Raw genomic sequence first — 13,622 nt, 5'->3', positions numbered from 1 at the left:
CACAACGAGTCTCTTGGGACCCATAGACGTTTTTCGTGCGCCGCTTCAGCCGGGCAGGATCTCTTGCACCACCTGCAGCCCGCTGCGCACTCCGCGCGGCAGGTCCACCTGGGAGACGTCGCCCGTGACCACCACGTGGGAGCCAAAGCCCAGGCGGGTAAGGAACATCTTCATCTGCGCGGGCGTGGTGTTTTGCGCCTCGTCCAGGATGATGAAGGCGTCGTTGAGGGTGCGGCCGCGCATGTAGGCCAGGGGCGCCACCTCGATGGTGCCGGCCGCCATGAGCTTGGGGATCTGCTGCGGGTCGATCATGTCGTGCAGCGCGTCGTAGAGCGGGCGCAGGTAGGGGTCGATCTTGTCGGTCAGCGAGCCGGGCAGGTAGCCCAGGTTTTCGCCGGCCTCCACGGCGGGGCGGGTGAGCACGATTCGCCTCACCATGCCGTTTTGCAGGGCGTGGACTGCCTTGGCCATCGCCAGGTAGGTCTTGCCGGTGCCGGCCGGCCCCACCCCAAAGACGATCGTGTTGGCGTCGATCGCGTCCACGTACGCCTTCTGCCCCAGCGTCTTGGGGCGGATGGTCTTGCCCCGGTTGGAGACAATGTCCGTGCCGAGCACCGAGGAGGAGCGGTCTTCTGCGTGGCTGGTGAGGATGGAGGCGGCGCGCGCCACGGCGTCCGGGGTCAGGCTCTTGCCGTCGCGGGCAAGCGCGATCAGTTCACCGGCCAGGTTGGCGGCCAGCTCCACCTGGGAGGCGGCGCCGGTGAAGGTGATTTCCGCGCCGCGCGAGTGGACCTGCAGGTGTTTGAAGCCGTCGGCCAGGGCGCGCAGCACCTCGTCGCGCGTGCCGAGCACCAGCAGCGGGTCCACCTCCGGCGGGATCGTTACGGTGCGGTTGGTCTGCGCCCGCTCCTGTGGCGCCGGGGCAAGCTGTGCCGGGCCGGGGATGGCGCTGCCGAGGGCGGCGGCCGGGTTCATCGCCTTACGCATGGTTTGGGGGCTTACCCCGTTCTCCTTTGTTCGCTTCGCCCACTTGGGCACTTTGCATTCAATGGTAAGGGCCGACGACGCCTCTCGCGCCTCCTTGTTTCCCTCGCCCTGCGGCGCAGCGGCCTTGCTTGGCCGGGCGGGAAGGCGGCAACGTCGTCCATCCCCTCGCGCCTTACGGCGGGGCGGCCGCCTTGCACAGGCCGCGCACGGCAGGCTTGCGCCCACCGGCCGAATCGGACTGTACTGGTTGAGGGGCGCGGCCCAATACCGTCCCGTGGCCGCACGGCGGCAGAGAACAGCGAGGTACCGACTATGAATCAGGCTCCCGGCGGGGGCATTTCCTCGCTGGCGTTCGTCGCGTTCGTGGCCCTCGGGGTGTGGATGGCCTGGAATGAGGGGCCCACCTACTTTTGGTCGCTGATGGCTGCGGTGGCGGTGGCCGTGGTGATCATCGTGGCTTTCCTCGCCTGGGGATTCAGGAGGGGCCAGGCCCCCATGCAAAAGCTGCGCCGACGTAAGGGCGTGATCGTCCACCCAGCCACCATGCTGCCGCTCCCGCTGGACGGCTCGCAGGACAAGATCGGCATCCTGAAGAACGAGGCCGCGCTGGTGATCTCCCGGGAGGCGCTCGAGCTGCACGACCTGCGCAAGAAGGAAGCCAACGCGCCGATCGTGCTGCGGCAGGCCGACGTGGTGGGGATTCGCCTGGAGCCGGTCTCGTTCCTGCGGCGGCCGGAATCGGCGCTGTTCATCGACACCCGCGCCGGCACCATCGCGCTTGTGCTGATGCTGCCGAAGGTGGACATGCAGGGCAGGCCGGTTGCTCCGGGCACGGCGGACGTGGCCCAGCAGCTCTACCGCTGGCACGCCGGCATGACCGGGTCCATCGACTTCTCTGGCGGGCAGTGACCCGCGTGATTCTTCGCGCCCGGCGGACTTGCCGGGGTGTTGGCGCGCGGGCCCGCGATTTGGCCGGGCAGCCCGCATAGGATTGGCCCGTGCGTGTTGAAAATGCTGACAGGGTGCCCGTTCTGCTCGAATCCATGCCCGCCAACGTGGGCCCGATCATCGGCAAGATCGTTGAGCAAGTGCCCGAGGCGACCGACGCGGCGGTGACGGACGCGGAGGCAACGACAGCGGAGGCGGGTGGGATTCGCCGCGCCGAGGCGGGCTTCGACGCCGACCTGGTCTTTTCGCTCGCGCTGCAGGGCGAGGCCGCCGCCCCGCAGGTGCCCGAGGGGGTTCGGGTGCTCCCGGTGGCCCCGCTGAAGGAGTTGGGCTCCCAGGCGCTCGCGGAGGCCTCCGGTTCCCTGGCCGACATCCTGGACGCCCTGGCGGAGGACGTGGCGATCCTGCCGGTCGGCCTGGACACGCGGGGCGAGGTTCGTCCGGTTGCCTTCACGGATCCCGGCACCGGGCTGCCCAACCTGCACATCTACTCCAGCGCCGAGGCTTACTGCGCCGACCGCCACGGCACCGAGGGGCTGTTCGTGATCCGCCACGGCGCCGTGCTGGTGGACTACGTGGTCTCGGATGCCGATTCGTTTCACCAGCTGGTGATCGACTCCGCCCCCGACAAGGAGGAGGCCGACGCGATCGACGTCTTTGTGCTGCAGCAGCTGCTGGTGATGACGCAGCCCCCGCTAGGCGAGGACGAGGCCGATGCAGCGGGGCAGGGCGAGGAATGGGACGACGTTGCCACCCGCCCTGCCCGCCCGGCCGCCGCCTACCTGCTGGACCTGCCCTCCCACTGGGCCACCATCGACCTGACCGCGAACGAGGCCAGACGCAAGGAGCAGATTCAGGCGCTGGTGAAGAAGCAAACGGTGCAGCTCTCTGACGCCGGTGCGCAGCTGCGTCACGAGATGCGCACCTGGCTGGCGCGCACCGCCTCGGACGCCGCCGCGCAGGGCGGGCGCGAATTCGCCTTCCTGGTGGCCCGCACCAACCAGGCTGCCGCCGCCCTGAACGTGGTCACCTACTGGCACTCTGTGGGCTCCTCCGGCAAGGCCACGGCCTTCGAGCTGCTGGAGCAGAAGCTGCGCGCCGACGCCGGGCCGGAGGATGACCTGGTGCTGGTGGAGACCGCAGACGACCGCCTGCTGCGGCACACCCGCACCGTGCAGGGCGCCACCGAGGTGGGCGGCGGGAACACCCCGCTGCTCATGGCCGACTACTGGCTGGAGGTACCCGGCGACCCGATCACGCTGGCCCACCTGGTCTTCACCACGCCGCACCTGTTTGCCCGCAAGGAGATCCTGGAACTGTGCGACGCCGTCGCGCTGGGCGGCTCCTGGTTCTACCCAGAGGAGAACTGAGCAGCGGGCGCAGCCCTCTTGGCACACTCGTTTCGGCACTGCAATGGAGGAGTTATGGAACTCAACACAGATTCCCCTCAGCTTGCCGTGCGCGACTTGCGTTTCAGGTACACCAAGGGCGGGGAGGAGCTCTACGGAGGGCTTTCGCATTCCTTCGCGCCGGGAAAGCTGACCGCCGTAACCGGACCGTCGGGGCGCGGAAAGTCCACGCTGCTCTACATACTAGGTTTGCTGCTATCGCCGACTAGCGGGGCAGTTCTCATAAACTCGAAACCTGTTTCCCACCTGCCAGATAGTGCCCGTTCAAGAATACGTTCTAGACAACTGGGTTTCGTGTTCCAAGACTCGGAGCTGGATCCCTCTCAAACCGTTTTGGACTCGGTGATGGAACCGGGCTTCTATATGGGGCAGGATCCGGCCCGGCTTCGCCAGCGAGCGAGCACTCTCTTGGACAAGTTCGGCCTTGGGGAACGCAAGGACCACAAGCCCGGCCAGACCTCCGGCGGCCAGGCCCAGCGCGTGGCTGTGTGCCGTGCACTTGTGAACGAACCGGACTTCATTCTTGCTGACGAGCCGACAGGCAACCTAGACCCCGGGAACGCGCTCACCGTCATAGAGGCCCTTCGATCCGCTGCTGACGAGGGTCGAACCGTAGTAATCGCGACCCACGACCCAGAGGTCAATAGGTTGTCTGACTCCGTGCTGGAACTGTAGGGGCCCAGACCATCAGCTTGGTTAGGGCGAGCGTAAGACCTTAACCGGATCTATCCGCGAGGCCCAGATCGCCGGCAATAGAGCTGAGCCGACCGTAGACGTCAGCAGGGTAATGAGCAGGGCTAATGTTTGCTGCCACACCAAGGGCGCCCCAGCGTAAAGGAAGTATCCGCTTGTTGCGGCTGCAGCCAAGACCCCACCAACCGCAGCTGGCAGAACCGTGCGCAACACCGTAAAGAGCACGAGGTCCGCCCGTGTCATTCCCAGCGCTCTGCGTCGGCCCAGATCGCGCCGGTTCGCTAGAACGTCAGAAACAACCACGGCAATGGTGAAAACTCCCCCCGCAGCCAAGGAAATGAGTAGCGCGGCGTAGTGATAGGAACCGAGGGAGCGCCGCAGCAGCTCACCAGCCATGCCAAGACCAGGTGGGTTCTGAATGGCCAGCTTGTCTGGGGACGGGGACCCAAGAATGCTCACAACTGTCGCCAGGGTTGGGGCAGTGAGGTCCACTCTTCTGACTAGCAAACTCAGCGAGGAGAGAAGGTCGCCATCCTGCGCGGGCGTTACAAGGCCAGCAGACAGAAACTCAAAACCCGGCAGAGGGGCAAAGATTCCTACGATTGGGTACTGGCCTCCCGCCGCGTCTTCTACATAGCCGACGGGCAGGTCGATGCTCTGACCAACTGCGGCATCTTCTGCGATGATGGCTTCCCCCTCGTTGGGCGCGCGTCCCGAGACGATGCGAGCCACGTCGAGCTCATGGGTAACGCGCCAAAGGGGTACGGCGGCCACCCCGGGCAACCTACCGTTTCTTACGTCCACGGGAAAGCTCAGGCCGACGCCCACCTGGACTTGAGACAAGCCACGTACTTGAGTCACCGCAGCGGGCGTAATGAAGTCTGCCTCACCCTGCGAGCGCAAGGTCAGAAGACGGGAACGGGGCTCGTTCAGGGAGTCAGCGAGCGCCGTCATTTGTGCCGCAGAGCGTCCTACCGTCAACAGGGTCAGAACGCAGGTTGCTGCCACAACTATCGTGATCAGCGCACTAGCGACTCTCCTCGTCACAGCCGTGCGCCAAGAGAGCAGGATCAGGTGCCCAAGTCGCATTGCCCAAACACCTCACGACGGGCTAACCGAGGGCGCTGGGGGACCCGCGCCGGGCTCGGGCCCGGATATCTCCACTTGAGCCCCGGCTTCCAAACCGGTAACTACCGCAACGCCATCCTGCACCGAGATCACCGAGACTGGCACGGACACCACCGCGCCCTCAGATCGTTGGCGCACCGAGTACTCCCCGTCCGGCCCTTGTCTCAACGCCGCTTGCGGAATTCCGATTCCCTGAGCCTTCGGCACGAGTACTACTTCGGCGACGAGTGTGAGAGCGGCTTCGGCGGGAAGCGTTCCGCATTGGTCCTGGCAGACCAGTCCCCCGTCTGGGGCGATTAACGCGACGTGGGTACTGCCGTCTTCCTGAACTTTGCCTTCGCCCGTAATGGCGGGCCAGGCGTGGTCCGCGTGGAGAACACGCACCGGCGCGCCAGTCGGCACTAGCGGCACCTGCGTGTTGGAGAGAACCAAGTGGAAAGACGGCGTTACGGAGGGTGACATCACGATAGATTCCCCTCCGGAAAGGACCGAACCAAGCCGGTGCTTTTCACCATCCAGCACTAGGTGAGCCGGTAGAGACGGCAATGCGACCAATTCACCAGCAGCTACTATCCCCGTCTGTTGCAGTCCCAGTTCCTTTTGCCACTGCTTGACCGCCGCTTCGGTGTACGCGTCAAACTGGTCGACTGCCTCACTCAGGTAGCCCAGCTCGACGAGGGCATTGTTCAGCTGAAGGACGTCTGTCCCTTTTGCCTCTCGGGACATTTCCCGATAGAAGGGGACCCTCCCCTCAACCGAACGAACCGGCACATCATTCACGCGATACAGCTCAGTGCCGACATCTGCACTGACTTCTCCCGGCAGTGACGTGAGTACACCGGACATCAGATTGGCCGCCACGGGAGTCTGAGGCTGTTCAACCCGCACTGTCAGAGTGAGCGTTCTACCCACTTCAACCCGTTGCGCGGTGGCAAAGACCGGCTCCGCGCCAGGGTTTGCCGCAGGCTGCCCACCACTTCTAATCTGCATCCCGGCCCAGAAACTCAAGCCTGTCAAGACGGCAACACAGAGCACGATGAGGGACACCCTCAGCGGACGCGGGGATTCACGTTTAACTTGCCTCATTGCCCCTACCCTCACTGGCGTTCTTGCGTGCTACTCACCGTACAGCGCAGCGGCAGGTGGACGGGCAGGGCAGCGCTCAAACAACTCTAACTGCGCCTCGTACGATCCAAACTTGCGCTGGCTCTCCGCGCTCCAGGTATCGAGATTCACTGGTTCCCAGCTAGCGGCGGAGGCCCCCTGCGGGTTCAAACGGCTGGCCAACCACACATCCTTTGAGGGCGGCTCCTCAGCAAACTCCACACCCGCGCTTCGCATGCACGGAACGAAGAAAGTCGTGTAGTACTCGTAGAGCACAGCATCCATCTCTGGAGAATGTTCTACAACGACGCTCTTGGGGGTGAACTGCGCGTAGCAAAGCCAAATCTGCAGAGAAACCGGAGAAGCACCCGAATCGCCCGAGCCTGCTGTTGCTGAATCGAAACGCAAACCTTCGCCAGTCTGATCCAAGCTAACGGCAAATCCGTTTTGGGCCATGCAGTCGACGATTGGTTGATGGTTTTCCCCTAGCTCTATCCACCTAACCAGATCGGGAACAGGGACGCTTTCACCTATTCCCATCACGGTACGGTTTGCCTCCACCCAGCTAAGGCGATCGGCGCTCATCTGCTCGGGACTCTGGGGAGCAAGTTCGACCTTTGTCGCAGGCTTCCACGCCGAGTAGTCATACATGGCCTGCCCCTGCACAACCCCGCCTGGCTGAACGACTTCACCTTGGGAGCAAGCCCCTGCAGATAACGCTACAACAAACGACGCTACGACCAGCTTAATCTTCAAGAGCCCTCCCTCCAGCTTCGCACACATCTGAAAACCCAGGACGTGCTACTTGGTAGCAGAATGGACAATCTACTTATTCAATATTCGCCAAACACCTTTGGCGCGAACCCTAAAATCAGCGCCACTCTACCGCCACATCAACACAATCGCTAACAGTGATACCAAACACACCCTATAGTCTGGGTTCGCATTCTGTCAACAGAAAACTTGTTTAAGGCGAGCAGAGCTAATTCTTCATTCGCGCCTGGAAGCTGGCCCGCGGGCTCTTCATGACGCCCAGTTCAATCTCCACGAAACAGTTGTTGTCCGGCTGCTCTGCCAGGACGCGCGTGCCGATCACGCGGGCCGAGGAGCAGGTGGTCAGGCTGACCGCGTCCAGGCCATCTCCCCCGGTCAGGTCCAGCAGGGCGTCGACCTCCATGCCGTCCAGGGTGTCAGACGAGAGCAGGTCGGTCTCCAGCGCGGCGTCGTGCTTGCCCCGCCACTTCGCCTTGACCAGGTAGGGCACAGGGGTGGCGGCGGTGCCCTCCAGGCTCACGGAGGTGGCGGTGACGCTGATTCCGGTCACCCGTTGCAGGGCGAAGCGGGTGCCCGTCATGGAGGCCAGTGCGTCACCGGTTTCGCGCTGTACGTCACGCAACCAATCCTCGTAGGAGTCCAGCACCTTGGAGTCCTCGCCCACTAGCTTCAGGCCTACCGAAATTGTCACTTCCTGCTTCTGGCCGGCGGTGAGGCGTTCCAGATCAAAGTAGTAGCCACACGGCACGTTCAACCCGTCCGTGGAGGCCTTCACGCGGGTTAGCCCCTCCTGCTCCTCCACCTGCGCGCAGCCGCCGTCCACGTCCGGGATCACCACCAGCATCTCGCCCGAAAGGCTCGCGCCCGGCGCCACGGAGCTGGTCAACGTCAACCGGGTGGTGGAGACCTCCTTGTCCCAGGCGGCCCCCAGGTCCACGCGCAGGCCGCTCTCCGTGAAGTCGCCCACCAGCTGGGCGGCCTGGGTGGTTATCTCCGGGCTCGCCGCCTCCTTCTGCCCATCGGACAGCTGGCCGGTCAGGGCCAGGGCACCAAAGGAAAGGGCCACCACTCCCGCGGCCGCACCGAGCAGCAGGTACAGGGGCTTGCGGCTCTTCTTCTCCGGCGCGGTCTTGGGGGCGGACTCGGGGGCAGGTAGTGCGGCGCTCTTGAGCAGCGTGGCGTCCCCGGCCTGTTCGGACTCCGCAGGCTCGGCCTGTGTGGGGGCTGTTTCCGCCCGCTTGGGCAGTGGGCGCCAGTCGTTTAGCGAGGTCTGGTCCGGGTCCTCCTCCGCCGTCTCGGCAGCAGGACCTGGCTGCGGGGGCGAGGGCTGCTCGGCCGGCTCTGCCTTGCCGCGAGACAGCGCCTCGATCTCCTCCCGCCCGGGGATAGTCAGCGGGGACTTCTCCCAGCCGGTAACGTCCGGCTGCACCGGCAGGGCGGGGGCCTGCCACACCGACAGCGGTAGGTTACAAAACGCGGTAACCAGCTCTGCGGCGGGCAGGCGGTGGACCGGGTTCTTCGCCAGCATCCCGCTCAGCAGTCGCCACAGCGCGCCATCGACGGGCAAAACCGGTGGCAGGGACTCGATGTGCCTTATCCCCACCGCAGTCGGGCCGCCCATGCCCCCAAAGGGGGTGCGACCGGCCAGCAGCTGGTAGAGCACGATCCCGACCGAGTAGACATCGGATGTCTCAAACGCGGTGCCGTAGGCGAAGAGCTCCGGAGCCATGTACTTGGGCGTGCCGATCGCCTCTCGCGCCCCCGGGGAGTCCTCCAGGATCTTGGCGATGCCGAAGTCCACCAGGCGCACGCAGTGACGATCCAGGGGACCGGAGGCGGCCAGCAGCACGTTGTCCGTCTTGATGTCCCGGTGCACGATCCCCTGGGAATGGGCGATGGCCAGTGCCTGCAGGATGCCTATGGTCAGCTCCACCGCCTCGCCGGGGCTCAGCGTGCCCCGAGAGGCCAGCAGCGCGGAGAGGGACGGACCCTCCACCAGGTCCATGACGATCGCCAGCGTGGTGCCCTCCACCACCAGGTCCCTCACCTTGACCACCTGCGGGTGATCTAGGCCCAGCAGCACGTTACGCTCCTGCACAAAACGCGCCAGGAGCGCCGGGTCGGCGCTGTGGTGTTCCTTGAGCACCTTGGCGGCCACCGGGCGGCCGGTGGTGACGTCGGTGGCACGCCACACCTCGCCAGTGGCGCCCCTACCGATCAACTCCGTGAGGATGTAGCGGCTGCCCAGCGCGCTCGGACGGGCAAATGCGTTCACTCGGAGAACCAGAACAAAGAGTGTGCTCCCTGCTGCCCGGCCGGCACGGGCCGCATGCCCGGGTTTGCGGTGGAGGCGTGCAGGGTCTTCAGCTCGCTGGCGGGCAGCGCGCTCTTGCTGCGGAAGTCCAGGCTTCCGCCCGCCAGGCCGTCTGCGGTGCTCAGGGACAGTCCGGCCAGGGCCTCGCGGACGGCGGCGGGCTCGGTGCTCCCGGCGGCCTCGACGGCGCGCACCAGCGCCACCACGGCGTCATGGCTGGCGGCGTCGGCCAGGTGCATCGACTGGGAACAAGGGTCGTCGCGGTAAAGGTTCATGCAGTCCGCGTCCCCCATGGCCAGGCGCATGGAGGTGAAGAAGGCGGAGGCCGCACTGCCATCCTCCCCCGGGGACAGGGCGGTCAGGTCGACAGAGGTGGTCCCCACCGTCAGCAGGCGGCCCTCGGCGGCGCCCGCCGCCATCACCGCCTCACCGAAGCTCGGCGTCACCGCCTCGGCGCTCACCAAGATCGGAATCTGCGCCCCACCCAGGCGCGCATCCAGGGCGGTGACCAGCGCGGCACTCTGCGCGGCCGGGGCAGAAACCACCACCGAGTCCACCTCGCGGGCATCCACCGCAGCCTTAATCGCATCGGCCGTCTTGGCAGCGTCGTCGATGGTGGCTAAACGCGCCCCGTCCACGGGCGCCTGCCGGGAGGGTGCCAGGGCCACGAAAGGCTTCTTGGCGTTCGCACCGGCCAGAGCGTCGGCCACCGCCTGGCGCAGGGCGCCAGAGTCAGCGGCCAGGCTCCACACCTCGGCGTCGGTGGCGGCCGAATACAGGGAGATCACGGCGCTACCGGCCGCGTTGGCGAGCTTCAACGCATCGGAGAGGTGCGAATCGGCCTGGGAGGCAACCACGATCCCGCTCACCCCCTTGTCCAGCAGGGACTTCACGGCGCTGGCCGCACCGGAGGCAGTGCCGTCGTCCAGCGCCACCTCCAGGCTCACGTCGGCCCCGACCAGCGCGAACCGGTAGGCGGCCAGGTTGGCGCCCTCCACCAGGGGGCGGAACTCGGCGCCGGCCCCCTCCACGGGCCCCACGAGCACCCCGATGCGCACTTCCTGCCCCTCCGTCAGGGCGGCGGTCAGGCCGGCGTCGGGCTGCACGTAGGACTCCACGGTCGGCGCCGGGGCGGGCGGTGCGGCAACGTCGTCGGCACAACCGGCAAGCAGCCCCAAGGCCAGGAGGGCACTAGCGGCCCCAGCCACGCGGTTAGCTGCCTTCATCACTCGCCTCCCATGGTGAACGTTACGACCGTGAGTACCGGGGTCTCAGAGGTGCTAAACGGCTTAAAGGACTCCTCCAACAGCTGGGCCCGCTGGTAGATGGCCGAGTGGAGGTTGATGCGGCGCAGCGCCCCCTTGCGGGAGTCGGCAAAGCTGGTCACCGTGCCGTCCACGCCGTTGAGCACGTTGCCCGTCTCCCCCACGTCCGTGGTGATGCCGTACAGCTTGCCGATCAAGCCCAGGCGGTTGTCCGTGCCCGGCTGGCCCAGGTTGAGCAACAGCGTGGAGAACTCGGAGGAAAGCTGGGTGGAGACGGACACGGACTGCTCGGCGGAGCGAGACAGGGCGTTCTGCAGTCCATCCAGCGTGTTGTTCATGGACAGCGAGAGGTCGTCCAGCGCCTTGGTGAGGTCGGCTTCCGTCTTGGCCTTGGCCTCCGTGACCAGGTCAGAGACGTCCTTCTGGGTCTGGGCGCGCTGCTGGTTCATCACGTCAGCCAGCTGCTTGCCCAGCGCGTCCACCTCCGCCGTGGCGGCGGCCAGGGTGCCCTGCGCGTTCGTGCGGGCGGTGTCCAGTTCCTTGTCCACCGCCGTCTGCGCCTGCGTGATCTCATCCTTCAGGGAGGACAGCGCGGTGCCCAGGTGCTTGTCGGTGCAGTAGAGGCGGTTGGCCAGCCACATCACGGCCTGGCCGGGGGCCTGCGGCTGGGTGGCCTCCTGCTCCACCGCCGGGCAGCCGGCGGGGTCCGGGAGAGGCAGCACCGTGGCGTCGGGCCAGACGGTATCGAGGTGGGCGGTCAGCGCGTCAATCTTGGAGTTCACCCCACCAGAGCCGATTCCCTCGGTCGAGCCCAGTACCTTCTCGATCTCCGCCAGGGCGCCCGTGGCCTGCGTCTCCGGGCCGGTGCCCTCCTTGTAGAGGCCGTCCAGCAGCTGTTCCACGCTGGAGCCTGCGGCCACTAGCTGCTGCGCCTCGGAGAGCTCGGCGGCGATCTGGTTCAGCTCCTCCTCGGCCTCGGCGGCCTTGGCGCGCGCGCTGTCCACGCCGCTTTGCAGCTGCGCCGCAGCGGCCTGGGCCTGGTCGTAGGCGACCACCAGCGCATCGGTGGCGGCGGCCAACTCCCCCAGGGCGCAGTCAGGCTTGGCCAGCTTCGCCAGGGCAGCGGAGATGTCGGCGGCGGTGGAGGTCTCGGTGATGCCCGCCGCCCAGGTGGCGTCGCACGCGGAACCGGCGGCGATCGCCTCCACGACGCGGGCGTCCAGGGCGGCCACCATGCCGGACTCGTTCAGCCACGGGCCCACTGGCTTGGCCTGGTCGTGGTTCGCCTCCAACCCGTCCAGGATGTCAAAGAGGCCGGGGGCGTCCGTGGCACCGGAGACCAGCTTGTCCTCCAACTCCTGCAGCTCCCGCGCCACCGCATCCACAGCGGTGCGCACGCCGGTCAGCTCGGTGCGGGCCCTGCCCACGGCCTCGATAGCGGCGTTGGTGTACTGACGCAGGCTGTTCACCTGGGTGCTGGACTGGTCGGAGAGCGTGGTGTTGCTGGCCTTGAGTTCATCCAACTCTGCGGAGATGCTGGTGAGCTGGGCGGCCAGGCCGTCGGCGCCCTGCAGGGCGTCCATCAGCGTCTCGGTGCCCAGGTTCTGGTAGTGCCCCAGGGCCTGGGTGGACAGGCCGGTCAGGTCCGACACGGCGGAGGCAAAGCCGCGCTCCACGCGGTACAGGGAGCAGGCCAGGGACTTGTCGGTGCTCTCCGGTGCCTCACAGGCATCGGCGTTCGCCTTGTCCTCGTATGCCTTCGGATCGCCGACGGCGCGGGTCAGGCCGGCCACGAGCGCGTCGCGGCAGCTCTCGCTCTGGTCGGAGTCCTCAAAGACCGCGCCCATCACGCCCATCTGCGCGTTGACGAGCGCGAACATCGAGGTGATGGTGCGCTGCTCGCCCTCCGCCAGCTGCGGCAGGGTGACGGTGCAGCCCTGCACCGCCGCCTGGGTCATCTTGGGCGAGTTGTTGTCACCTAGCAGGGCGTTGAAGGAGGAAACCAGGGACTTCAAGCCCTGCTGGGTGCCGTTGGTGGCGGAGCCGATGGCGGACTCGGTGGAGGAGCTGATGTTCTTTAGCTGCTCGCTGGTGGCCGTGAGCTGGTCGGTGACACGCTTGGAGCTGGACTGCAGGTCGGTGAAGGTGCGCCCGGCGATCGCGGAGACATCACCCTGCAGGGTGCGGTGCACCTGGTCCACGAAGTCGCGGGCCTCGGTGAGGTTCTTGGACACCCCGGAAACGGTGTTGACGATCTCCAGTTCGGTCTTGCCGGCGTCCCCGTTTGCCCCGAAGGCGGTGTTGACCACGGCCGTTACCGAGGGGTCTGTGGTGATGCCGCCCTCCACCGTCATGGTGAACTCGGGGGCTTCGAAGTCCTTGCTGTCCACCACCAGGGTGAAGGTGGTGGCAGGGCTGAGCACGGGCGGGGCCAGCAGGGCTGCCCACTGCACGGTGGTGACGCCCTCACTCAAGGGAGCCACCACGCCGTCGGTGGCGGCCCGCCCCTCCTGGGCACCAATCACAACGTCACCGGTCTCCACCCGCGCAGAGGCTGCCACGGTCAGCGGGGTGGCCACGAGTTCGCGCTGGCGGAACTGCGCGCCGTTGGATTCGTAGGTGATCTCCTCCGGCTTGGCGGTCAGGTTCTCCACCGACCACTGGAGCACGAAGCGCCCGGAGAGCCCCTTGAGCTGGGAAAGATCGGTGCCCACCTTGGAGTCGTGCCACCACATGGTGCGCACGCGTACCGGCAGCTGTTGGGCGGACTGCGCGGGGGCCAGGCTGGTCTGGTTTTGCACCACCGCGCCGTCCCCGCCCCTGTGCATGGTGTCCACGTTGATCGCGGTCACCGCAGCGGACGGGCTCAGCTTGACGGTCACGTGCTGTAGCTCCGCGCCGCCGGGCGCTTCCGGTGCGCTGCTGGCCTGCGCCGCCGCGCCTGCCCCAATAGCCACCGCACTCAACAGAGCCGTAAGCGACCTGCGCACCCGCAAACCG

General features: G+C 66.4%; 9 protein-coding genes and 1 pseudogene. 3 read left to right on the top strand and 7 right to left on the bottom strand.

From position 1 onward, the window contains the following. Positions 1-48 precede the first annotated feature (48 nt). Positions 49-975: pseudogene (locus AC4PWQ_RS05155) on the bottom strand (PhoH family protein); the annotation flags it as partial. 324 nt (positions 976-1,299) lie between these two features. Between AC4PWQ_RS05155 and AC4PWQ_RS05150 the strand changes: the two are divergent. The 3 genes from AC4PWQ_RS05150 (at position 1,300) to AC4PWQ_RS05140 (ending at position 4,019) form a co-directional block, all read left to right on the top strand. Then, a complete protein-coding gene (locus AC4PWQ_RS05150) occupies positions 1,300-1,896 on the top strand; it encodes a hypothetical protein (protein ID WP_492089975.1) in 597 nt (198 codons plus the stop codon). A gap of 89 nt (positions 1,897-1,985) precedes the next feature. Next, positions 1,986-3,305: a hypothetical protein gene (locus AC4PWQ_RS05145; RefSeq protein ID WP_492089974.1), complete on the top strand. Its 1,320-nt coding sequence runs from the start codon at positions 1,986-1,988 to the stop codon at positions 3,303-3,305. 54 nt (positions 3,306-3,359) lie between these two features. Further along, entirely contained in the window at positions 3,360-4,019 is a 660-nt protein-coding gene (locus tag AC4PWQ_RS05140; RefSeq protein ID WP_492089973.1) for an ABC transporter ATP-binding protein, read from the top strand. 21 nt (positions 4,020-4,040) lie between these two features. Here AC4PWQ_RS05140 and AC4PWQ_RS05135 read toward each other — a convergent pair whose 3' ends face one another. The 6 genes from AC4PWQ_RS05135 to AC4PWQ_RS05110 all read right to left on the bottom strand — a co-directional run bounded on the left by AC4PWQ_RS05135 (position 4,041) and on the right by AC4PWQ_RS05110 (position 13,579). Continuing rightward, entirely contained in the window at positions 4,041-4,991 is a 951-nt protein-coding gene (locus AC4PWQ_RS05135; RefSeq protein WP_492089972.1) for an FtsX-like permease family protein, read from the bottom strand. Between the two features lie 147 nt (positions 4,992-5,138). Beyond that, positions 5,139-6,026 (bottom strand): peptidoglycan-binding domain-containing protein, encoded by an 888-nt coding sequence (locus AC4PWQ_RS05130; protein WP_492089971.1) that lies wholly within the window; start codon positions 6,024-6,026, stop codon positions 5,139-5,141. Between the two features lie 255 nt (positions 6,027-6,281). Then, on the bottom strand, positions 6,282-7,025 hold the full coding sequence (locus tag AC4PWQ_RS05125) for a hypothetical protein (RefSeq protein ID WP_492089970.1): 744 nt from the start codon (positions 7,023-7,025) through the stop codon (positions 6,282-6,284). 226 nt (positions 7,026-7,251) lie between these two features. Continuing rightward, complete coding sequence (locus tag AC4PWQ_RS05120; RefSeq protein WP_371164404.1) at positions 7,252-9,318, bottom strand: serine/threonine-protein kinase; 2,067 nt, start codon at positions 9,316-9,318, stop codon at positions 7,252-7,254. After that, complete coding sequence (locus AC4PWQ_RS05115; RefSeq protein WP_492089976.1) at positions 9,315-10,583, bottom strand: type 1 periplasmic-binding domain-containing protein; 1,269 nt, start codon at positions 10,581-10,583, stop codon at positions 9,315-9,317. Before AC4PWQ_RS05115 ends, AC4PWQ_RS05120 begins: the two co-directional genes overlap by 4 nt. Then, positions 10,583-13,579 carry a hypothetical protein gene (locus AC4PWQ_RS05110; RefSeq protein WP_492089969.1) on the bottom strand — a complete coding sequence of 999 codons (2,997 nt, stop codon included), beginning with the start codon at positions 13,577-13,579 and terminating at the stop codon, positions 10,583-10,585. Before AC4PWQ_RS05110 ends, AC4PWQ_RS05115 begins: the two co-directional genes overlap by 1 nt. Positions 13,580-13,622 lie beyond the last annotated feature (43 nt).

The sequence above is a fragment of the Buchananella sp. 103232 genome (assembly GCF_058725725.1).
The sequence above is the reverse complement of the archived record's forward strand: the minus strand, read 5'-3'. Positions and strand labels throughout refer to the sequence as shown.

Excerpts from the sequence above, each read along its gene's own strand:
- AC4PWQ_RS05140 (WP_492089973.1), top strand. The coding sequence starts at position 3,360 with ATGGAACTCAACACAGATTCCCCTCAGCTTGCCGTGCGCGACTTGCGT.
- AC4PWQ_RS05150 (WP_492089975.1), top strand. The coding sequence starts at position 1,300 with ATGAATCAGGCTCCCGGCGGGGGCATTTCCTCGCTGGCGTTCGTCGCG.
- AC4PWQ_RS05115 (WP_492089976.1), bottom strand. The coding sequence starts at position 10,583 with ATGAAGGCAGCTAACCGCGTGGCTGGGGCCGCTAGTGCCCTCCTGGCC.
- AC4PWQ_RS05135 (WP_492089972.1), bottom strand. The coding sequence starts at position 4,991 with ATGACGGCGCTCGCTGACTCCCTGAACGAGCCCCGTTCCCGTCTTCTG.